Source organism: Desulfovibrio sp. (assembly GCF_014803725.1).
GTDB lineage: Bacteria > Desulfobacterota > Desulfovibrionia > Desulfovibrionales > Desulfovibrionaceae > Desulfovibrio.
Genome location: NZ_JAAVBE010000011.1, coordinates 26068 through 47009 on the forward strand (window position 1 = coordinate 26068; position 20942 = coordinate 47009).

At 66.7% G+C, this 20942-nt stretch carries 23 protein-coding genes and 2 tRNA genes; 17 read left to right on the forward strand and 8 right to left on the reverse strand.

All coding sequences use genetic code 11. The features are described 5' to 3' along the window. Window positions 1-12 precede the first annotated feature (12 nt). Window positions 13-954, reverse strand: a complete 942-nt coding sequence (locus tag HDR50_RS03595; RefSeq protein WP_291355991.1) for an ATP-binding protein — start codon at window positions 952-954, stop codon at window positions 13-15. 211 nt (window positions 955-1165) lie between these two features. Between HDR50_RS03595 and HDR50_RS03600 the strand changes: the two genes are divergently transcribed. Beyond that, window positions 1166-1687, forward strand: coding sequence for a DUF1269 domain-containing protein (locus HDR50_RS03600; protein WP_291355993.1), 522 nt, complete (start codon window positions 1166-1168; stop codon window positions 1685-1687). Window positions 1688-1814: 127 nt separating this feature from the next. Here HDR50_RS03600 and HDR50_RS03605 read toward each other — a convergent pair whose 3' ends face one another. The 3 genes from HDR50_RS03605 to HDR50_RS03615 all read right to left on the reverse strand — a co-directional run bounded on the left by HDR50_RS03605 (window position 1815) and on the right by HDR50_RS03615 (window position 5453). Then, window positions 1815-2723 (reverse strand): flagellin, encoded by a 909-nt coding sequence (locus HDR50_RS03605; RefSeq protein ID WP_291355995.1) that lies wholly within the window; start codon window positions 2721-2723, stop codon window positions 1815-1817. 791 nt (window positions 2724-3514) lie between these two features. Next, window positions 3515-4414, reverse strand: coding sequence for a flagellin (locus HDR50_RS03610; protein WP_291355997.1), 900 nt, complete (start codon window positions 4412-4414; stop codon window positions 3515-3517). Window positions 4415-4622: 208 nt separating this feature from the next. Further along, on the reverse strand, window positions 4623-5453 hold the full coding sequence (locus tag HDR50_RS03615) for a glycosyltransferase (RefSeq protein WP_291355999.1): 831 nt from the start codon (window positions 5451-5453) through the stop codon (window positions 4623-4625). Window positions 5454-5572: 119 nt separating this feature from the next. On the opposite strand from HDR50_RS03615, the gene HDR50_RS03620 reads away from it, so the two are divergent. The 4 genes from HDR50_RS03620 (at window position 5573) to HDR50_RS03635 (ending at window position 8353) form a co-directional block, all read left to right on the forward strand. Continuing rightward, on the forward strand, window positions 5573-5920 hold the full coding sequence (locus HDR50_RS03620) for a chemotaxis protein (protein ID WP_291356001.1): 348 nt from the start codon (window positions 5573-5575) through the stop codon (window positions 5918-5920). A gap of 1 nt (window position 5921) precedes the next feature. Next, window positions 5922-7034: a metal-dependent hydrolase gene (locus HDR50_RS03625; RefSeq protein WP_291356003.1), complete on the forward strand. Its 1113-nt coding sequence runs from the start codon at window positions 5922-5924 to the stop codon at window positions 7032-7034. Window positions 7035-7121: 87 nt separating this feature from the next. Further along, on the forward strand, window positions 7122-7904 hold the full coding sequence (gene lgt / locus HDR50_RS03630; protein ID WP_291356005.1) for a prolipoprotein diacylglyceryl transferase: 783 nt from the start codon (window positions 7122-7124) through the stop codon (window positions 7902-7904). Window positions 7905-7960: 56 nt separating this feature from the next. Beyond that, a complete protein-coding gene (locus HDR50_RS03635; RefSeq protein ID WP_291356007.1) occupies window positions 7961-8353 on the forward strand; it encodes a NifB/NifX family molybdenum-iron cluster-binding protein in 393 nt (130 codons plus the stop codon). Between the two features lie 84 nt (window positions 8354-8437). Here HDR50_RS03635 and HDR50_RS03640 read toward each other — a convergent pair whose 3' ends face one another. Then, the gene (locus tag HDR50_RS03640; protein ID WP_291356009.1) at window positions 8438-8947 is read right to left on the reverse strand and encodes a YccF domain-containing protein; all 510 of its coding nucleotides are present in this window, start codon (window positions 8945-8947) and stop codon (window positions 8438-8440) included. A 36-nt stretch (window positions 8948-8983) separates the two neighbouring features. Then, window positions 8984-10072, reverse strand: coding sequence for a phosphoribosylformylglycinamidine cyclo-ligase (gene purM / locus HDR50_RS03645; protein ID WP_291356011.1), 1089 nt, complete (start codon window positions 10070-10072; stop codon window positions 8984-8986). A gap of 120 nt (window positions 10073-10192) precedes the next feature. On the opposite strand from purM, the gene HDR50_RS03650 reads away from it, so the two are divergent. The 5 genes from HDR50_RS03650 (at window position 10193) to HDR50_RS03670 (ending at window position 14148) form a co-directional block, all read left to right on the forward strand. Further along, entirely contained in the window at window positions 10193-11428 is a 1236-nt protein-coding gene (locus tag HDR50_RS03650) for a hypothetical protein (protein ID WP_291356013.1), read from the forward strand. Between the two features lie 8 nt (window positions 11429-11436). Beyond that, complete coding sequence (gene amrS / locus HDR50_RS03655; protein WP_365816745.1) at window positions 11437-12438, forward strand: AmmeMemoRadiSam system radical SAM enzyme; 1002 nt, start codon at window positions 11437-11439, stop codon at window positions 12436-12438. Continuing rightward, entirely contained in the window at window positions 12435-12938 is a 504-nt protein-coding gene (locus HDR50_RS03660) for a cob(I)yrinic acid a,c-diamide adenosyltransferase (protein ID WP_291356017.1), read from the forward strand. The genes amrS and HDR50_RS03660 overlap by 4 nt, the downstream gene beginning before the upstream one ends. Window positions 12939-12940: 2 nt before the next feature. Further along, window positions 12941-13540: a translation initiation factor 2 gene (locus HDR50_RS03665; RefSeq protein ID WP_291356019.1), complete on the forward strand. Its 600-nt coding sequence runs from the start codon at window positions 12941-12943 to the stop codon at window positions 13538-13540. A gap of 62 nt (window positions 13541-13602) precedes the next feature. After that, on the forward strand, window positions 13603-14148 hold the full coding sequence (locus HDR50_RS03670; protein WP_291356021.1) for a DUF1440 domain-containing protein: 546 nt from the start codon (window positions 13603-13605) through the stop codon (window positions 14146-14148). Window positions 14149-14252: 104 nt separating this feature from the next. Here the strand turns inward: HDR50_RS03670 and HDR50_RS03675 are convergent, their stop codons facing one another. Both HDR50_RS03675 and murA read right to left on the reverse strand, forming a co-directional pair. Then, entirely contained in the window at window positions 14253-14888 is a 636-nt protein-coding gene (locus tag HDR50_RS03675; RefSeq protein WP_291356023.1) for a BON domain-containing protein, read from the reverse strand. 430 nt (window positions 14889-15318) lie between these two features. Then, window positions 15319-16569 (reverse strand): UDP-N-acetylglucosamine 1-carboxyvinyltransferase, encoded by a 1251-nt coding sequence (gene murA / locus HDR50_RS03680; protein WP_291356025.1) that lies wholly within the window; start codon window positions 16567-16569, stop codon window positions 15319-15321. 212 nt (window positions 16570-16781) lie between these two features. Here murA and HDR50_RS03685 point away from each other — a divergent pair. The 7 genes from HDR50_RS03685 (at window position 16782) to HDR50_RS03715 (ending at window position 20798) form a co-directional block, all read left to right on the forward strand. Beyond that, window positions 16782-16857 (forward strand) — tRNA-His (locus HDR50_RS03685). A 173-nt stretch (window positions 16858-17030) separates the two neighbouring features. Next, window positions 17031-17107, forward strand: a tRNA-Pro gene (locus tag HDR50_RS03690). A 246-nt stretch (window positions 17108-17353) separates the two neighbouring features. Continuing rightward, a complete protein-coding gene (gene flgB / locus HDR50_RS03695) occupies window positions 17354-17767 on the forward strand; it encodes a flagellar basal body rod protein FlgB (protein ID WP_291356027.1) in 414 nt (137 codons plus the stop codon). A 49-nt stretch (window positions 17768-17816) separates the two neighbouring features. Then, window positions 17817-18257: a flagellar basal body rod protein FlgC gene (gene flgC, locus HDR50_RS03700; protein ID WP_291356029.1), complete on the forward strand. Its 441-nt coding sequence runs from the start codon at window positions 17817-17819 to the stop codon at window positions 18255-18257. 61 nt (window positions 18258-18318) lie between these two features. Then, window positions 18319-18744 carry a flagellar hook-basal body complex protein FliE gene (gene fliE / locus HDR50_RS03705; protein WP_291356031.1) on the forward strand — a complete coding sequence of 142 codons (426 nt, stop codon included), beginning with the start codon at window positions 18319-18321 and terminating at the stop codon, window positions 18742-18744. Between the two features lie 214 nt (window positions 18745-18958). Further along, entirely contained in the window at window positions 18959-20605 is a 1647-nt protein-coding gene (gene fliF / locus HDR50_RS03710; protein WP_291356033.1) for a flagellar basal-body MS-ring/collar protein FliF, read from the forward strand. Next, complete coding sequence (locus HDR50_RS03715) at window positions 20589-20798, forward strand: flagellar M-ring protein FliF (RefSeq protein WP_165078205.1); 210 nt, start codon at window positions 20589-20591, stop codon at window positions 20796-20798. Before fliF ends, HDR50_RS03715 begins: the two co-directional genes overlap by 17 nt. The last annotated feature ends 144 nt before the right edge of the window (window positions 20799-20942 follow it).

The following is a 20942-nucleotide window of genomic DNA, read 5'->3' on the forward strand; positions in this document are numbered from 1 at the left end:
TGGAGGGCGAGTTCAGGCTGTGGCGCCCTCGGCCACGGCTAGCCGGATGCGGCACACCCCGCAGAGCTCCCCGGAAGAGGTGGGCGAGCCGCAGCGAACGCAGGGCGCGAGCCCGGCGCCCGTATCCTCCTCCTGGCGGCTGAAGGCCGCCTTGCCGCGCGCGAGAAAGCCCTGGTAAAAATCCAGCTTGCGGCCGGGCATGGCCGCCTCCAGCCTTTGCAAAACGCCCTTGAGCGTGGTGAAGCTGGCGCCGGGGCTGTAGGGGCAGGGCGCGTGGTGGTGCTCGATACCCATCAAAAAGGCGTAGTTGGCGGTCTCGAATTCCGTGAGCCGCCAGAGCGGCTTGACCTTGCGCGCGAAGCCGGGCTGGGCCGGCAAAAGCGGCCCCTGGTCGGAGAGATAGGCCGTGTCCCAACGCAAGGTATTGCTGAAAAGCCGCGCCACCTCGTCGTCGAGGTTGTGGCCGGTGGCGATGGCGTCGAAACCGCCGTCCAGCGCCGCGCGGTTGAACACATGGCGCTTCACCTTGCCGCACACCGAGCACACGGGCCGGCGCAGCCGCTCCTTCACGAGAGGTATGGCGAGCCCTTCGGCCGTGAGGTCCACGATGCGCAACTTGAGGCCGTGCGCCTGGCAAAAGCGCTCCACCACGGCGCGGGCCACATCGGATGAGCCGGGGATGGCGAGATCCACGAAGAGCCCGGTCACGTCATAGCCCTGGCGCGAAAGCTCCAGCATGAGGGCCAGCGAGTCCTTGCCGCCGGAGAGCGCCACGAGGATGCGCTCGTCGCGAGTAAAGAGCGGCTCGCCGTGGCGGCCGTCCGGCCCGGGCGCGCCCTTGATGCCGCGCTCCACCTGGCGGGCGAAGAAGTCCTTGTAGCACTCGGGACAGAAGGCCGCGTTATGGCTTTTGAGGGCCACCTGCGCCGTGGCCTTGCAGATCTTGCACTTCATAATTTCCCTGCTGTTGGGGTGTCGCCCGCATCTTTCCGCAGGCGACGGCGATTTTCAAGGTTTTTCGGCGCAAGCCCGGCGCCCTTGACAGGGCGGCCGCCGGCGGATACCCAAACAAGGATGCGGCAGCGGCCCCCGCACCCCCGGCACGCGCCGGCGCCCCCGCGAAAGTCCGTGTTGCCGCGCCCCAACCCAGCGACGGAGAATCCCCATGAGCACCCTTATCGTCATCGTCTATCCCGATGAACTCCAGGCCGAGCAGGTCCGGCTCGATTTCATCAAGATGCAGAAAGAATACCTCGTCAGCCTCGAGGACGCGGTCATCGCCGTGAAAAAGCCCGACGGCAAGGTCAAGCTGCACCAGATGTACAATCTCACCCTGGGCGGCGCCATGAGCGGCGGCCTGTGGGGCACCCTCATCGGCCTCATCTTCCTCAACCCGCTGCTCGGCCTCGTGGTGGGCGCGGGCGCCGGCGCCGTGGCCGGGGCGCTCAGCGACGTGGGCATCAACGACGACTTCATGAAGCAGCTCGCCTCCACGCTCACGCCCGGCTCTTCCGCGCTCTTCGTGCTGGTGGATTCCGCCATCACCGACAAGGTGCGCGACGCGCTGGCCGGCACGGGCGGCAAGATCATCCAGACCTCGCTCTCCACGCCCGACCAGGAAAAGCTCCAGCAGGCCCTGGACGAAGCCAAAAAGCAGATCGCCGCGGCCCAGCCCGAGCAGAAGTAAGCCCAGCGGCCGCGCGTCCGTGCGGCCATCCCCCATCCCGCCTTAAAACGAATATCCCCGGAGGGCGAACCCTCCGGGGATATGTGGTCTGCACCCCGAACTCGGGGAGCCTCAACCAGATCGGCCGCTAGCCGATGAGCTGCATGGCCATCTGCGGCATGCTGTTGGCCTGCGAGAGCATGGCCACCGCCGACTGGGTGAGGATCTGGTTGCGGACGAACTGCGTCATTTCCGTGGCCACGTCCACGTCGGAAATGCGGGATTCCGCAGCCTGCAGGTTTTCGGCCTGAGTCGTGAGGTTGGTGATGGTGTTCTCCAACCGGTTCTGGAGCGCGCCAAGGTGAGCGCGGATCTTGTCCTTGGACACGATGGCGTTGTTGATGCCCACGAGGGCCTTCTGGGCCGCTTCCTGCGTGGAGACCGTGCGGGCGTCGGACTTCTCGTCGAAGGCCGTCGCCTGGTTGCCCACACCCAGGGCCGACGCGGTGCTCGTGCCGATCTGGATGTAGTAGTAGTCTTCCGCGGAGTCGTTGGCCGAGCCGAAGTGGACCTTCAGCTTGCCGGTGGACGCGAGGCCGCTTTCGTCGCCGCCCTTGCCCACGTGCGTGTCACTGGACAGATTGCCATCCAGGAGCTTGATGTTGTTGAAGTCCGTGGAGTTGGCGATTCGGGTGATTTCCGAAGCCATGGCCTGGTACTCGGACTCGATCATCAGACGCTGGGTGGAATCGTAGGTACCCGTGGCCGCCTGTTCCGCCAGTTCCTTCATGCGCACGAGCTTTTCATCGATGACGCCCAGGGCACCGTCCGCCGTCTGGAGGAGGGAAATGGCGTCATTGGCGTTGCGCACGCCCTGATTCAGAGCCGCGATATCCGAGCGCATGAGCTCGCGGATGGCGAGGCCGGCCGCGTCATCGGCGGCGCTGTTCACGCGCAGGCCGGAGGACAGGCGCTGGGTCGAGGTCTGAAGGTTGCCGTAGTGGCTGGTAAGGGTGTTGGCGACATTGCTGGCCATCTGATTGTGATTGATGTACATGACATTCCTCCATGAATGTGCTTGCTGCCCGGCGGCGCACTGTGCACGCCCGCGTCCCTGCGGACTACCGCCGTACGATGCCTGCTCCTGCAGGGTTATCGTTGTCTCTGCTGTCCGCCCCGTTCCGGCCTTGCCGGTGGGGCGGCTGCCCCCGCCAGGGGGTCTCCCCCCGTCCCCGGCTCGTGGTGCCGGGGGTGGCAAAATCTGCCTGAATCAACCTGCGCCCTGTTTTAAGCATGATCCGTGCCAGTTTTCACACCCGGGCGCCGGGGCCTGTCGTCAGCGCGGATCGCCTGCCCGCGCCTTCCCTTTTTTGCCGGTAACGGCCAGGGAAGCGCGGACGCGGCAATCCTTTTTGTGCATATGCCATGCCGGAAAAGGACGGCAAAAATGGCCGGCCCCCGCTGCCCCCCCGGGCAGGCGGCGCCGGCATCGGTTTTTTGACGCCGCTGCCAGGGCGTCCGGCGTGGGCCCGGAAAAGTTTTCAACAGGCCATTGACGCACGGGCATTGATGTCTACCATCTATTCACAGGCTTTCCACAGGAGCCTGTGAAGATCGACTGCCATCCTTTCCCACGCCTCCTCCGGGACGGCCGCATGACGGCCGCTGGCCCCGGCGCGGTACATGGGGCCGCGCCGGGGCCTTTTTGCGCGCAAAAAAGGCTCGCGTCCAGAAGCTGCCGCGGCCCCCCTTATCAGGTATTAAAAAAGAAAAGCCCCCGGCTTTCACCGCGGGCCTTTCTTTCTCCCCCAGGGGCTCCCGGAAGGGAAGCCCCCCTTCTCCCAATCTCTAGCCGATGAGCTGCATGGCCATCTGCTGCATGCTGTTGGCCTGCGAGAGCATGGCCACGGCCGACTGCGTGAGGATCTGGTTGCGCACGAACTGCGTCATTTCCGTGGCGACGTCCACATCGGAGATGCGCGACTCGGCGGCCTGAAGATTCTCGGCCTGGGTCGTCAGGTTGGAGATGGTGTTCTCCAGCCGGTTCTGCAGCGCGCCCAGGTGGGCCCGGATCTTGTCCTTGGAAATGATGGCGTTGTTGATGCCGGCGAGGGCCTTCTGCGCCGCCTCCTGGGTGGAGATGGTGTAGGCCGCGCCCTCGGGGTCGGAGGCATTGCCCACGCCCAGCGCCGAGGCCGTGCTGTCGCCGATCTTGATGTAGTAGTAGTCTTCGGCCGAATCGTTGCCCGCGCCGAAGTGGATCTTCAGCTTGCCGGTGGACTCGAGTCCGCTGTCGCCCCCGCCGGAGCCCTCGTGCACGTCGCTGGAGAGGCCGCCGTTGAGCAGCTTGATGTTGTTGAAGTCCGTGGCGTTGGCGATTCGGGTGATTTCCGAAGCCATGGCCTGGTATTCGGACTCGATCATCAGGCGCTGGGTGGAGTCGTAGGTGCCGGTGGCGGCCTGCTCGGCCAGCTCCTTCATGCGGATGAGCTTTTCGTCGATGATGCCGAGGGCGCCGTCCGCCGTCTGGATGAGGGAAATGGCGTCATTGGCGTTGCGCACGCCCTGTTGCAGGGATGCGATGTCCGCCCGCATGAGTTCGCGGATGGCGAGGCCCGCCGCGTCGTCGGCCGCGCTGTTGATCTTGAGGCCCGAAGACAGGCGCTGGGTCGAGGTCTGGAGATTGCTGTAATGGGATGCCAGATTGTTGCCGACGTTGCTCGCCATCAGATTGTGATTGATATACATACATTCCTCCCTGAATGCTGTACGTCACAGGCGGTGCACCATGCAGACGCGTCCCTGCGTCCTTCCGCCTCAAAGAGCATATCGGCGCCCCGGGGCAAAGGATTAGGGCGGGGAGGAAATTTTTTCCTACTGGCAACATATTGTTTTTTCAGGGAAAAATACTTTGCGGCCGAGAAAGACGGCAAAAATTTCCGGCCACGGCGAGAGCTCAGTCCCAGGAGTCGGCCAGCGCGCGCTCTTTTTGCGAGAGCAGCGCATACCAGCGGCGGCGCATTTCCATGAAGCAGTTGATGCGCAGCTCGTCACCGGGCCAGGGCCTCTTCACCTCCCAGGGCTTGGGGCCGTGGAAGTGCACGATATGCGCGGTGTCGAGGCAGTCGGCCTGATAAGGCGGGCGGTTCCAGCGGTCTTCCAGCCTTGTGATGCGCTTGCCGAAAAAATAGTTGAGCAGGGACTGGTCGAGATTGCCCGCGGCCTCCACATTGGCCCTGGAGAAGGCCAGAAGGTGCCCCACGAGGTCGCGCCGGCGCAGACGATCGAGGTTGAACAGCGTGACCGCGCTCGAAAAGGTCCAGATGGGAAAGGGCAGGCGCACGGTATAGTGCCGGTCATGGAAGTCATAGCCGAGCTGTTCGTGCTCGTTGTAGAAGGGCGCGGTGGCCTCGCGCGCCATGCCGAGATAGGCGGGCACGGGCGCCGCGAAGAGCGCGTCCAGCGGCCGAAGGAAGAAGGTGTCCGAATCGCAGTAGAGCACCGCCGGGTCGTCGGCGAGGTCCGGCACCAGCGCGAGCTCCAGCCGGAGCAGGCAGCCGATGACAGGATGCGTGGAGCGCGGCATGGTCTCTTTGTTCAGGAGCGGCCGGTAACGGGCCAGCGGGATGCGCTCGGCGTTGACCTCGGCGAGCACATGGGCGTCGTCGCCGCCATAGACGCAGAGCAGGGGCGCGTCGTCGCCGTGCAGGGCGCGCAGGGAGCGCACCGCAGCCTTGAGCAGCAGCAGGTAACGCGGATTGTCGTCGATGCAGAAGACTGTTTTCATGGCGTTTTGGCGGGGCGCCGCCAAATGGCCACGCGCCCTGCCCGAATCTATCAGCCCGTCGCGCCCCCGGCAAGCGCCCTGCCCTTGCGCGGCGTCGCGGCGCCGCATATACTTCGCCCATGCGAAACACAACGATGTTCCGGCCCGGGCGCCCTTGCGCGGCCCTCGCCCTGGCGCTCCTCCTCGGCGGCCTCCCCGCCTGCGGCCCCAAGGAGATCGGCCAGGGCAGCTCGCAGGAAAGCACGGGCGCCGGCGGCGGCGCGCCCGCCGCCGAGCTCATGCGCTATCCCATGACCGGGGCCAATGTAAGGGAGCGCATGCTCTATCTGCACAACCGGCCCGATGTCATGCAGCAGGTGCAGGACTGGCGCCTGCAGAGCTATCAGCGCATGATGGGCGCCCAGCCCTCGCCGGAAGACCCGGCCTATCGCGCCGTCCCCAAGCAGCGCAGCCCCTTCAGGCAATAGGATGGACCCGGTCACCCATGCCGCCAGCGGGGCCGTGGCCCTGCTCGCCCTGCCCCGGCGCCCGCTCACGGCCTGGGCCGTGCCCTTGGCCGCGCTCGTCACGGCCTCGCCCGACCTGGACGTGCTCTTCTGCCACACGCCGCTGGAATTTTTGCTCCTCCATCGCGGCATCAGCCATTCCTTCGCGGGCATGCCTTTTTTCGCCCTTGCGCTCGCGCTCTGCTGCTGGCCGCTCTGGCGCGCCGCCACGCCGGGCCGCTGGAGCTTCGGCCGCGTCTGGCTGCTCTGCTGCGGGCTTTTGCTGCTCCACATCTGGCTCGATGTGGTCACCACCTACGGCACCATGGTCTTTTTGCCCTTCTCCCATTACCGGGTGCGCCTCAACAGCGTCTACATCATCGACCTCCTGCTCACCGTGCCCCTGCTCTGGGCGGTGTGGCGCTGGCGGGCGCGGCGCGGGCTCATCCTGCTGACGCTGGCCTGGATGTTCGTCTATCCCGGCGGCGGCATCGGCATCAACGCCTGGCACACGGCCCAGTGCCGCGAGCGCTTTCAGGAAGAAGGCCGGCCCGTGAGCCGCCTGCATGTGCTGCCCGACGCCTTCGCGCCCCTGTTCTGGCGCGTCATCTTTGAGGAGGGCGATACGGTCCGCTCGCAGAGCCTCGACGCCCTGGGCCGGCCGCGCGCCCCTGAAGACAGCTATCCCGCCACGCCGCTCTCCTTGGTGGATGCCATGTCGCGGCAGTCCGTGGCTTGCGAGACGTATTTCCAGTTCGCCATGCTGCCTGTGATGGATGCCCTGCGCCCGGAGGACGCGCCGCCCTTAATTAAGGATGGGGCCCACAAGGGCGCCCTGTTCTATGACCTGCGCTTCGGCAGCGGCCTTGCCTTCGTGCGCCGGCTGCTCGCCATGCGCCCCAATGCGGACATTCCCTTCCAGCTCATGGTGGAGCTGGCCCCGGGGGCCGTGGAGGCGCCCCCCGCCGCCAGCGCGCCCCCGCGCCTCGAGGAGCTTCGCCTGCGCTTTTCGGACAGCGGCCGCGATTCGCACTGGCATGCGCCCGTGGCCCCCACGCCGCCCAGCTTCTGGCAATGGCTCGTGGGCCTGCGCTGAACCTGACCGCACACTGGAGAGACCCGAGCCCATGCCCGCCGCCCTCACCCTGCCTTTCCCCGCCCCCGCCACACCGGGAGGCAACCCGTGCTGAGCCCGCGCATCGACCCCGTGGCCATTTCGCTGGGGCCGCTCCAGCTCCACTGGTATGGCCTCATGTATCTCGTGGGCTTTGTGGTGGGCTGGCTGCTCGGCCGCTGGCGCGCGCGGCGCCCCGGCTCCGGCTGGACGCCCGCGGACGTGGACGACCTGCTCACCTGCGTCATGCTCGGCGTCATCGTGGGCGGGCGCCTCGGCTACGCGCTCTTTTACGATCTCGGCTCCTTCCTCAAGGACCCGCTGGAGATCTTCCGCATCTGGCACGGGGGCATGTCCTTCCACGGCGGTCTCCTGGGCGCGGTGGCCGCCTTTTGCTGGTTCGCGCACAGCCGCAAGCGCAGCTTCCTCCAGGTGTCGGACTTCGTGGCGCCGCTCGTGCCGCAGGCGCTCTTTTTCGGCCGGCTCGGCAACTTCATCAATGGCGAGCTCTGGGGCAAGGTGAGCGACGTGCCCTGGGCCATGGTCTTCCCCGGGGCCGGGCCCTGGCCGCGCCACCCCTCGCAGCTCTACGAGGCCCTGCTGGAGGGGCTGGTGCTCTTCGTGGCGCTGTGGGTCTATTCCTCAAAGCCGCGCAAGCCCGGCGCGGTCTCCGGCTTTTTCGCCCTGGGCTACGGCATCGCCCGCTTCCTCGTGGAGTTCGTGCGCGTGCCCGACGCACACCTGGGCTACCTCGCCTTCGGCTGGCTCACCATGGGGCAGCTGCTCTGCCTGCCGCTCATGGCCGCGGGCCTGTGGCTCATGCTGCGGCCGGTGCGCCCGGCCAAACGTTGACAAGGGCCGCTTCGGCCTTAACTCCCCCCACAGAAACCAACGCCCGGGAGGTATCCATGAGCGAAACCGTACTTTGCGCCGTGCCGTCCGAAGCCCCGGGGGGCCTCGACGCCGCGCCCAGCGCCCATTTCGGCCATTGCGCCGCCTATACCATCGCCAAGGTGGAAAACGGCCAGATCAGCGATGTGAAAGTCATGCCCAACAACGGCCATGAGCACGGAAGCTGCATCGAGCCGGTCAACGATCTCGCCAGGGCCGGTGTCACGGCGTTGCTCGCCGGCGGCATGGGCATGCGCCCGCTCAACGCCATGCACGCCGCGGGCATCAAGGTCTACCACGCCACGGGCTTCGCCACTGTGGCCGATGCCCTCAAGGCCTTTGCCGCGGGCAGCCTCAAGACCTTCGGCGAAGAACAGCTCTGCAAGGGCTGCGGCGGCCATCACCACTAGGCCACGAATCTCCTGCCTGCCCCCACATGCCAAAAGCCCCGGATGGTCACGTCAGCCGGGGCTTTTTGACTGTCAGCGATACTTTCAGCGCTGCCCGTCCGTCGGTGGCGGGGCCTGGCGCGCCGCTGCCGCCGCCTGCTCGCGGGCGGCCCTTTCCTGCGCCGCGCGCTGTTCCGCCGCCTCGGCCACCTGCGCGGGCACGATGGTCTTGCCGATGGGGCAGAGCGCCAGCGCCGCGAGCTTCACATGCTGCCACGCGAAGGGGATGCCGATGATGGTCACGGCGCAGGCCGCGGCCCAGGCGAGGTGCGCGAGGGCGATCCACACGCCGGCGAGCACGAACCAGATGACATTGCCCACCATGCCCCAGAAGCCGGTGCCCACGTCCGGCTGGCCGGTGAGCACCTCGCGCGAGACGGGCATCTTGCCAAACGGGCAGAACGCGAACTTGCCGATGACGAAACAGGCCCGCCCCCACGGGATGCCGATGATGGAAATGAAGCAGAGCACGCCCACGAGCCACCAGGCGAGGCCCATCACGAGCCCGCCCAGGAGGAACCAAAGGACATTGCCGAGAAAATTCAAGACGTGCATGAGCCTATCCTGTGCGCTGACGGCGCTTGCGCCGCTTCAGGCGCGCGCGTCGGCGTCGCCCTCAAACTCCACCACCACCTGCTCGCCCTCCTCTCCTTCGGGGCCGCGGCTGCGCCGGGCGATCTCGCCTATCTGCCACGCGGGCAGATAGGCCCGGATGCGGCTCACCGCCTCCTCGGCCTGGGCCTGCGGCAGGATGAGCACGAAGCCGATGCCGCAGTTGAAGATCTGGAGCATTTCCGGCCAGCCGAGCCCCCCGGTCTCCTTGAGCCAGCTGAAGACCGGCGGCATCTGCCAGCTCCCGAAGCGGATGCGCGCCTCCACCTGGCCGGGCAGGATGCGCGGGATATTGTCGTAAAAGCCGCCGCCCGTGATATGCGCCATGCCCTTGATGTTCATGTCGCGCAGAAGCGGCCGCACGGCCTCCACATAGATGGTCGTCGGCGCGAGGAAGACCTCGGCCACGGTCTTGCCGTCCGCGCCGGGCAGCGGGTCGTCCGGCCCAAGGCCCGATTCGGCGAGGATCTTGCGCGCGAGCGAATAGCCATTGGAATGCAGCCCGGACGAGGCCACGCCCACCACCGCGTCGCCCACCTGGGTGCCGGAGCCGTCCACGAGCTTCGCATTGTCCACGAGGCCTACGCAAAAGCCGGCGAGGTCGTATTCGCCGGGGGCGTACATGCCCGGCATCTCGGCGGTCTCCCCGCCCAGAAGGGCGCAGCCGGCCTGGCGGCAGCCCTCGGCCACGCCGCCCACCACGGCCGCGGCCGTGTCCACGTCGAGCTTGCCGGTGGCGAAATAATCGAGGAAGAACAGCGGCGCCGCGCCCTGCACGAGGATGTCGTTGGCGCTCATGGCCACGAGGTCGATGCCCACGGTGTCGTGTTTGTTCCAGGCGAAGGCGAGTTTGAGCTTGGTACCCACGCCGTCCGTGGAGGCCACGAGCACGGGGTCGGCCATGCCCGCGAGGTCGGGACGGAAGAGGCCCCCGAAGCCGCCGATGTCCGCGAGCACGCCCCGCGTCTGCGTGGAGGCCACCAGCCCCCTGATGCGGCGCACCAGGGCATTGCCCGCCTCGATGTCAACTCCGGCGGCAGTATAGGCACGCGCGCGGTCACTGGACATGGTTTCCTCCTTGCTCTCTACTGTGTAGCAGAATTTGCCCCGAAGCCCAAGCGGCTTTTTCACCGGGGGTGCCAAGCCTTTTTCATGGACCGCCGCAAACGCCCCTGCTATACTCAAAGCATGAAGACTCCCCCTCGCGCCCGCAAGGGCGCACGCCGCGCGGGCGTGGTCCTGCTCGCGCTCCTTTTCGTGATGGCGGCCAGCCTGGGCGCGGCGTCCGGCGCTTACGCCGCAGAGGCTGCCCGGGAGGTGCCTGCACAGCCCCAGACCTCCACGCAGCAGGCTACGGCGGCTGCGCCGGCCGCGCAAAACGCGCAGAACAGCCAGGACGGCGCCATCGTCATCAGCAACGACGCCCCGGGCTATAACGGCTATGCCGGCACCTGGCGCGACCCGGAAACGGGCGACATCGTCACCTCGGTCATCGCGCCGCGCCGCCCGCAGGAACAGACGCAGCAGCCGCCCATCTATGTGGCGCCCCAGATCGACCCCAACTGGCCGGCCAACGGCTACGGCAATTCCGGCTGGCCTACTGGCTGGAACGGCGGCGCGACTGGCGGCTGGAACGGCGGCAACCATGGGTGGAATGGCGGCTGGAGCAACGGCGGAAATTACGGCGGCCAGCCCGGCTGGGGCCAGTCGTGGCGCCCCGGGCAAAACCCGCCCCCTCCCGGCCCGATTCCCCCCGGCGCAATGGCTCCGGGCATGGGAAGGCCGCCCTCGGCCATGGTACCCCCGGCCGGGCCTTTGCCGCCGCCCCCGCAGTCAGGCCAGCCCGGCGTCCGTCCGCCGCAGCAACCCGACAAGCCCGGCCCCGGCGGCCTGCCCCTGCCCGACATGCAGCCGGGCATGCAGCCGCCGCAAGGGAGCGGCCAGCCCGGCGCCGTGCTTCCTCCCGCCAACGGGCCGCAGGGCAACGGACAGCAGGGCAACTGGCAGGGGCCGCCGCCTAACTGGCGCCCCCAGAATTGGCAGCAGGGTTGGCAGCCCTCCAACTGGCAGCCCCATTGGCAACAACCCGCGGGCCAGTCCGGCGCCTGGCGCCCGTGGGGGCCGGCCGGGGCCGGGAGCGGCGTCAAGGCCTGGACACCGGGCCAGCCGCCCCACGGCGACTGGCAGCCCCTGAGCTGGAGCCCCGGCCCCGCAGGGGCCGCGAGCGCATGGAATCCGTGGCAGCCGTACGGCCCGCGACATCCTTATATGATGGGGGGCGCCATGATGGGTTCCATGATGGGCGGCATGCGGCCGGGCATGCGCTGGCCGGGGCGCTTCGCGGCCATGCCGCAGCTTCCGCCCAATATCACCCGCCATCTTGGGCCCGTGGTGCCGCTCGGCCAGCGCGGAGGACCCCGCTAGTGCGCGCCATGCTCTGGACACCGGACGCCGAGGCCGCGGACGCGAGCGTCAACTGCTCCCTCTGCGCGCATGCCTGCCATATCAAAGAGGGCACCCACGGCCGCTGCGGCGTGCGCGTCAACCGGCGCGGCGAGCTCATCACCCTTGTGGGCGACGTGGTCACGTCCGTGGCGCTGGATCCGGTGGAAAAAAAGCCGCTCTACCACTTCCTCCCGGGCAGCAAGACCTTTTCCGTGGGCAGCGCGGGCTGCAACTTCCACTGCCGCTTCTGCCAGAACCACCAGATCGCCCATGTGCGCCCGGCGAGCACCATCTCCGGCCGCCGCGCCACGCCCGACACCCTCGCGCGCCTCGCCGCGCAGCAGGCGCCGAGCATGGCCTTCACCTACAACGAGCCCACGGTCTTTTTCGAGCAGATCTACGAGACCGCCGGCCTCGCCCAGGCGCGGGGGCTCAAGGTCATCCTCGTGAGCAACGGCTTCATGGGGGCCGACCTGCTCCAGTCGCTCAACCGGCGCGTCAACGCGGCCAATATCGACCTCAAGGCCTTTTCGGACGACTTTTACCACAAGTTCTGCGGCGGCCGCCTCCAGCCCGTGCTCGACAATCTCAAGGCCATAAAAAAGCTCGGCTGGTGGCTCGAGATCACGACCCTCGTCATCCCGGGCTGCAACGACAACCCGGACGAACTGCGCGCCATGGCCCGCTTCATCCGCGACGAGCTCGGGCCCGACACGCCCTGGCACCTCTCGGGCTTCCACGGGGCGGCCATGATGGCGGCGCATCCCGCGACCCCGGCCTTCCAGCTCGAAGACCTCTGGCACATGGGCCGCGAGGAGGGCCTGAACTACGTCTATATCGGCAATGTGCAAAGCCTGCTCGGCGCCTCCACTGTCTGCCCGTCCTGCGGGAGCGTGGTCATCGAGCGGCGCGGCTACCGCACGCGGCCGGGCAAGGAACCGGGCGTCTGCCCCTCCTGCAAGACCGTCCTCCCTGGGGTGTGGCGGTGATCCTCGTCTATACCGGCGACGGCAAGGGCAAGACCAGCGCCTGCGCGGGCCAGGCCCTGCGGGCGCTCGGGCAGGGCATGAGGGTGGCCTTCGGCCAGTTCATGAAGCGGGACTGCGGCGCCGGCGAGCAGGTCATGCTCCGGCGCCTGCTCGGGCCGAGGTTCCGGCCCGGGGGCCTGGGCTTTCTGCGCCATGAGGAGGAACGCCCCGCCCACCGCGCAGCCGCGGGGGAACTGATGGCCTGGGCGCGGGAACAGGCGGCCGAGGTGGACATGCTCGTCCTCGACGAAGCGCTGTACGCGCTCGGGGCCGGCATCCTCACCCGGGGGGAGCTCGCGCCGCTGCTTGCGGGCGCGCACGGGGAAGGCCGGCATCTTGTGCTCTCCGGCCGGGGCCTGCCGGAATGGCTCGCGGAGGAGGCCGACCTCGTGACGGAAATGCGGGAACGCAAACACCCGTGGCGCAAGGGCATTCCCGCCGCCCGGGGCATCGAGTTCTAGCCGTGCGCCGCCCCGCCCTTTCCGCCTGCCGCGCCCGGCGCCCGCGCGCCCTCCCGGCCCGCGACATTGCCGAGGCGGCGCTCACGGTCTATGTGGCCGGCTCCTTCAAGCACAAGCACGGCGTGCGCCTCCTGGGCCGGGAGCTGCGGGCCTTGGGCTGCCGCATCCTCGACTGGACGGAAAAGGCGGCGCCGCCCCCGGGCCTCACCCCGCAGGAACGGCGCGCGTGGATGGATACGGACAGGGCCGGCGGCTCGGTGTTCGCCTTCTGCCGCGACGCCTGCCTCACTGCCGACCTCGTCATCTATTACGGCGCCTCAGGGCAGGACGCCGGCGTGGAGGTGGGCCTCGCGGCCGCGGCCGGCGTGCCGGTACTCGGCATCCGCGGGCCGCTGGAGGCGCCGGGCCTCATGCTCCACGGCGCGGGCACGGCCTGGGTGGACAGCGTGGAGGAGGCCCTGGAGCTTACCGCACGCCTCGTGCAACTGCTCAGCGAACCCGCGGCGGCGCTGCCCCGGCGCCGCGGCCCCCTGCGCCGCCTCGCCGAGGCCCTGCTGGCGCGGCGGGGGCCCGCTGTGGACATCATCCCCGGCCGGGAATAAAATCCGCTTGGCGCGGGTGTTCCGCGCCCTCATGCACCATCAAATCCCCGAGGGTCAAGAATATGCCCGAATGTCTGAAATCCGAGGAATTCCGGCGCAGGGTCATGCTGGCCGTGCTGATCGGCGTCATCATCGGCATCATCGGCGCCATCGTCAAATTTGGCTGGGAAGTGCCCTTCCCGCCGCGCACGCCGCTGCGCGACGCCACCAACCCGCCGCAGGAGCTGTTGCAGCAGCTGGGCTTCTCGTACCAGTTCACCCACATGACCTATATGTTCAGCGACACCCCGAGGCCGATCGTAAGCTTTGTGGTGCATTTCGCGTTTTCCATCGGCATCGGCATCATTTACGCGGTGATCGCCGAGTACAAGCCCATCATCAAGCTCTGGCAGGGCGTGGCCTTCGGTATCCTCGTGTGGTTCGTCTTTCATGTGGTGCTCATGCCGCTCATGGGCACGGTGCCCGCGCCGTGGGACCAGCCCTTTGACGAGCATTTCTCGGAATTTTTCGGACACGCCTTCTGGATGTGGGTGATGGAACTCTGCCGGCGCGATTTGCGCAACCGCATGACCCACGAGATCGAGCCGCCGGTGCCGCGTATCTTCTAGGGCGCCTTTCCCACCGCCACCACTTCGAGCCTTAAAGAAAAGCAGGCCCGGGAAGTTGTTGCGACAGCTTCCCGGGCTTCATTCCTTAATAACCAGTGTCAGCGCTAGGTGCTCGGGAGTTCGCGCTCCTCAACGGGGGCGCCCCCGCCGGAAGTGCCCTGGGAGCCGGAAGGCTGCGTCGCCGGCGCTGTTTGCGGCAGCATGAGATAACTCGTCACCGAGGTCACGCCCTTGACGCGGCGGGCCACCCGGATGGCGAGCTGCTTTTCCGCGTCGTCCTGCACCACGCCCAACAGCACCACGCGGCCGGCATTGACCTCGGTGTCGATGCGCGTGGAGGAGAGGCCCTTGGTGCCGATGAGGTCGGCGCGCAGGCTCGTGGCGAGGGCCACGTTGCCGGTGTCGCTCTTGGCGGGGGTGAACCAGTGCGGCGTGACCGAGCGCGGCTTGTAGCTTCTGGCGATGCTCACGGCCTTGGCCTGCATGTTCTTCGGCACCTCGCCCACCAAAAAGACATTGCCGTAGAAGCAGTAGACCGACACGGCCCATCCGCCGGTGAAGTCCGCCTGCATGAGCGCGGTCTTGATGCTGGTGGCCATGGCCTTGTCGTCGGCCATGGTGTCCATGAGGCGCTTGTCGTCATAGATGCCGTAGGCGCAGCCCTGGACGAGGGCGCAGACGAGGAGCAGCGCGGCCAAAAAGGCGGCGCGCACAGACGGGACAAAGGCAGCTTGGGGCATGGCGATCCTCCAAGAATTTTAGGCCGTTATACTTTTTCCACCATGGTTGAGGGTCTTCCACTTTCCGTCTGGAGCGCAGCGACAGACGGTGGCTGGTGCCGGAAGAATCCTAAAAAATAAGATTTTTTGGTTCCGACGCGCTAGCCGTTGGCGAGCTTGCGAGCCTTACGGATAGCGACCGCGGTTCCGTTGACTGGCTGACGCGGTAACTAACTGCTGTCTCCATCCGTAGCTTCCTTCGTCGCAACGGCTGGAGCAAGGAAGATAAAAATTTCCGAAGGGAGTGTACTTAAGTACTCGACCGAGGAAATTTTTCTCTGACGCAGTCGGAACCAAAAAGGCTGTTTTTGACGGATAATTTCGGCGTCATACAGGAGGCCGTGACAAAGGGCCGATGTTCGCATACGCGCCATTCGGGCGGCATGCCGCCTCACTCCGCCTCGCGGCGGATGCGGGCGCCCACGGCGCCCAGCTTGTCCTCGATGCGCTCGTAGCCTCGGTCGAGATGATAGATGCGGCGCACTTCCGTCACGCCCTGCGCCGCCAGCCCGGCCAGCACCAGGGACGCGCTGGCCCGAAGGTCCGAGGCCATGACCGGGGCGCCGGCAAGGTCCGCGCCCCCGCGCACCATGGCCGTATGCCCCGACACCCGGATACTCGCGCCCATGCGCATAAGCTCCTGCACATGCATGAAGCGGTTCTCGAAAATGCTTTCCTCCACCACGCCCGCGCCCTGGGCCACGCACATGAGGGCCATGATCTGCGCCTGCATGTCGGTGGGGAAGCCGGGATAGGGCTGCGTCTTCACGTCCACGCAGCTGAGGCGGCCCGCGCTTCTGGCGCGCACGCCGCCCGGCTCGGGCTCCACCTCCATGCCCATGTCGCGCAGCTTGAGGATGACGGCCTCGAGCTCCGCATAAGGGCAGCCGCGCACATGGAGGTCGCCCCCGGTGATGCCCGCGGCCACGAGGAAGGTGCCGGCCTCGATGCGGTCGGGCATGACGGTATAGTCCGCGCCGTAGAGCGCGGGCACGCCCTGGATGCGGATGACGCCGGTGCCGTGGCCCTCGATCTGCGCGCCGCAGGCGATGAGGAATTCGGCGAGGTCGACAACTTCGGGCTCGCGCGCGGCGTTTTCGAGTATGGTCTCGCCCTCGGCGAGGCTCGCGGCCATGAGCAGGTTTTCCGTGCCGCCCACGGTGGGCATGTCGAAGGTGATGCGCGCGCCGGCAAGGCCCTCGCACTCGCCCACGATGTAGCCCTCCTCGAGCTCGAAGGTGGCGCCCATGAGCTCCAGCGCCTTGAGGTGCTGGTCCACGGGCCTGGCGCCGATGGCGCAGCCGCCCGGGAGCGCCACCCGCGCCCTGCCGATGCGCGCGAGCAGGGGCCCGAGGCAGAGCACCGAGGCGCGCATGGTGCGCACGAGGTCGTAGGGGGCTTCGGGCAAAAGCTCGCCCGGGGTGACAAAAACCTCGTCGTCCTCGCGCCGGCAGGCGCAGCCGAGGCGCCCGAGAAGGTCGAGGGTGGTGTCGATGTCGCGCAGGCGCGGCACATTGCGGAACGTGGACGTGCCGTCCACGAGGATGGACGCGAAGAGGATGGGCAGGGCCGCGTTCTTGGAGCCGCTGACGCTGATGGCGCCGGCGAGCGGCACACCGCCCTCGATGACGAGCTTGTCCATAGGCCTCCCGCCTGGTGCGCGGGCTGGCGCGCCCGCAGGGATGGATGGCGCACTCTAGGCCAGTTTCTAAAAAAAATCCAGAGTCGGCCGCGGCGTGGGGCTGCTTCTTATGGGAGGGGGGAGCGGGGAATGGGGCCTGTGCAAATCCGCGCCCTGCCGGGGAAAAAGGGCTTGCCAAAAGCCGGCCCCCTGTGTATGAAGGATGCCTTGCGGCGGAAGTAGCTCAGTTGGTAGAGCACCTGGTTGTGGCCCAGGTGGCCGTGGGTTCAAGTCCCATCTTTCGCCCCAGAAATTTCGCGCCAGAAAAAGCCCGCCGGAACCTTCGGCGGGCTTTCGGCGTTTTTGGAGTCCGGGGCGCCCGCGCCCCTGCCGATGCTGAGCCGCCGCGGCTGGACATCGGCCCCGGATTCTACTAAGAACAGGGCGCCGGCGCGGGCCTCCCCGCGCGGCATCCACCGCATCGGAGCGTGGCGCAGTCTGGTAGCGCACCTGCTTTGGGAGCAGGGGGTCGAAGGTTCAAATCCTTTCGCTCCGACCACGAATCCCTCCCCCGGCCTGGCCGGGGTTTTTCGTTTCCCGGCCGCCCGCGCCTGCCGCCTCTCCGGCCCTTCCCGGGCGCCCGTCAAAAATCCGCTCCCGGGTGCCACCCTTCCCCGGGCGTCCCGCCGAAAATCGCCTCTATCTATTTGAAAATGCATGGCTTTTCAGAGATGGAACAGTGCTTGCTAATGAAGGGCACACAGCAAAGTCATGCCGGCAGATGCCGGGCCATGCGGGAGGCGTCATGAAATCCATGTTCAACAGTCAGATCGGCCTGGTGGGCCGCGTGATGGACATGCAGCTCCAGCGGCAGAATGTCATCATGAGCAATCTTGCCAACATCGAGACGCCCAACTACAAGCCGCGCGAGATCGCCTTCGAGAAAGAGCTGCAGAGCGCCCTCGGGCTGGATATGCGCGGCCGCATGAGCATCACGAGCCAGGGCCACATGCCCGCGGCCTTCAACCCGGACAATTTCGGGCCCGAATGGTCCAAGCAGTTCAAGCCGCGCCAGATCCACGGCGAGGACCGCGTGCACCTGGACAAGGAAATGGCCAAGCACGCCAAGAACCAGCTCCAGTACACGGCGCTNACCCAGGTNATGGCCAAGANCTTCGAGNGCCTNNCCNCGGTCATCCAGGACGGCAAGCAGGTCTAGCCAGCGCNNNGGGCCGCCANTTTCGGGCNGGAATTTTTGGGAGAGAGTTATGGATTTTCTNACCGCCATGGACATCAGCGCCTCNGGNCTCACCGCGGACCGCACGCGCATCAATACCATCGCCATGAACCTGGCCAACGCCAAGACCACGCGCACCCCNCACGGCGGCCCCTACCGCCGGCGNACCGTGGTGCAGGTGGCCACCGACGTGGACGACCCNTTNTCCGTNCACATGCGCTCCGCGCTGGACCGCGAGCTCAAGGGCGTGCGCATCCTCGGCGTNACNCAGGACAAGCGNCCCCTCAAGCAGGTGTATGAGCCCGGCCACCCGGACGCCAACGCCGAGGGCTATGTNTCCTACCCGGACATCAACGTGGTGGAGGAAATGGCCAACCTCATGACCGCGCAGCGCAACTACGAGGCCAANGTCACCACNGTCGAGGCCATCAAGGGCATGTTCAACAAGGCCCTCGAGATCGGCAAGGCNTAACGGATNTTTGACAGNNCACGAAGGACACACGGAGCAGNNAATGAGCATNCAGGCAGCNGGCATGNGGGCNTATACNGANGCGCTNCAGCANTTCAACAAGGTGGACAGCTCCCTCAAGCAGGGNCAGGCNGTCGGCAAGCAGACGCTCTTCTCGCGCACNCTCGACCAGTCCCTTNTGCGCGACCGCGTGGACAAGCCCGAGAACTTCGGCGCNCAGGCGGACTTCATCCGCTANCCCGANCAGNAGCANNTNCCGGTNACGCCGCAGAACAGCTTCACCAACACGGTGACNAGCTCGCTCAACCGCGTCAACGAACTCCAGAACGCCAAGGACCAGGCCATCGACGACTTCGCCTCCGGCCGCAGCCAGAACGTGCACGAGCTCATGATCTCCATGCAGAAGTCGAGCATGGCCATGAAGCTCACGAGCGCGGTGCGCGGCAAGGTGCTCGAGGCCTACAAGGAAATTTCGCGNATGCAGTTCTAGNCCCCCTCNCNGGGCTGCATNCTCCCTCNAAAAGCCNGTCTCCGCGTNTGTCCCGCGGGGACTGGCTTTTTGCGTCANNTTTTTGAATACGAGTNNGAAAAACTCCTTCCTAACNGCAAAATATCCTTGATGAAAACNCNCTGGCACGGCCTTTGCTAATCCCCTCGCATCANACGATTGCGCCAGAGGGGCGCAAGGAATGAGGGGAATCGCCATGCCGACGTTCATCACCAATCTCGTTGACAATCTCAAGGGCNTCTGGGCCCGGCTGAACATGATCCAGCGCGTCGCCGTCGCNGGCGGCGCCGTGGCCCTGGTGGCCTGCGCCATCGGNCTCTCGCTCTGGGCNGGGCGGGTGGAGTACAAGGTGCTCTACTCNAANCTNGGNCCCGAGGACGCNANNNCCGTGGTCAAGGCGCTNCAGGCCGACAAGACGCCCTACCAGCTCGCNGACAACGGCACCACCATCCTCGTGCCGCAGGACGTGGTCTATGACCAGCGCATCAAGATCGCCGGCGAAGGCGGCCTNGTGGGCCAGGGCATCGGCTTCGAGATCTTCGACAAGGTCAAGGTCGGCCAGACGGATTTNGTGCAGAAAATCAACTANACCCGCGCGCTNCAGGGCGAGCTCTCGCGCACCATCAGCGAGTTCCCCAGCGTGGAGAGCGCGCGCGTGCACCTCGTCATCCCCAAGCGCAGCCTCTTNGTGGAGGAGCGNCAGGACCCGTCCGCCTCGGTGGTGCTCAAGCTCAANNNNCCGAGCNNNAAGCCGGACCAGAAAGANATCCAGGCCATCCTCAACATGGTGGTCATGGCGGTGGAAGGCCTTGACAAGAACCANGTCTCCATCACCGACAACGGCGGCAAGGTGCTNTACGAGCCCGANGAGGACACNCTNGCNGGCATCAGCNCCACCCAGATGGAGCACCGCCTTTCCGTGCAGCGCAACCTNGAGCGCCGCATCGAGGANCTNCTNCAGCCCATCTTCGGCCCCGGCCGCGTCATCGCCAAGGTCAACGCGGACATGGACTTCAGCCAGAAGACCATCCGCCGCGANATCTANGACCCNGAAAAAACCGTGGTCCGCAGCGAGCAGCGCAGCGAGGANAGCCAGCAGGGCCAGGCCAANCTCGAGGCCGGCGCGCCNGACGCCAACTTCCGCGGCGACGGCATCACGGGCTCCGTCTCCAACCAGAACGGCACCCGCGAGACCCGCACCACCAACTACGANATCAACAAGGAAGAGCACCAGATCATCGCCAATGTGGGAGATTTGCGCCGCCTGACGGTTGCGGTTATCATTGATGGGTCGTATGAAAAGAGCGAGGGCGCGTGGAACTTCGTGCCCCGCAAGCCTGAGGAACTGGACCGCGTGCGCCAGCTCGTGTCCAACGCGGTGGGCCTGAACACGGGCCGTGGCGACTCCCTCGAAGTGAGCTCGGCCCCGTTCAACGATTCCGAGCCGCCCCACGAGCCCAACTTCGCCGAGGTGCTGGCCGACTATGCCGAGCGCCTGGGCAAGCCCCTGCTCAACGCGCTGCTTGCCTTCCTCTTCCTCATGCTGGTGGTGCGGCCCGTGGTGCTGGCCCTCATCCGGCCCAAGGTCGAGGCCGGCGAGATGGTCGAAGGGCTCGAGGGCCTGCCCTCCGCCGAGGAGCAGCTCGCGCTCTACGAAGCCCTCGAGGAAGCGGCCAAGGCCGACGAGGAAGAGCCGGAAGCCATTGAAGAGGAAGATGACGAGCTCGTCTTCAAGGATATCGAAGCCCTCAAGGCGCACATCTTCACCCTCTCCGACAATCACATGGAGCAGGTGGTGAGCCTGGTGCGCGGCTGGATGCAGAACGATGAAGCAAGAGCCTAAAGCCAGGGCATTGTCGGCCGGCAAGGGCGGGGGCACCCCCGCCCTTGCCGACATCCGCGCCATACGGCTCGCACAGAAGGCAACGAACCAGCGGGTGGAGGAGCTGAAGCTCCGCCTGTTCCGCATGACAGAGCAGCACATGGACCAGGCGGTGAGCCTGATCCGCCGCTGGCTCAAGGACGGGGAGCGCTAGGCGCTCCCTTTCGGCACAGAGAATCACAGGACAGGGGAGGCTCTGCTTACATCGGTGATGACCCTTCCAGATTCCGTCTGGAGCGAAGCGGAAGACGGATGCTAGTGCCGGAAGAATCCTAAAAAATAAGATTTTTCGGGGCTT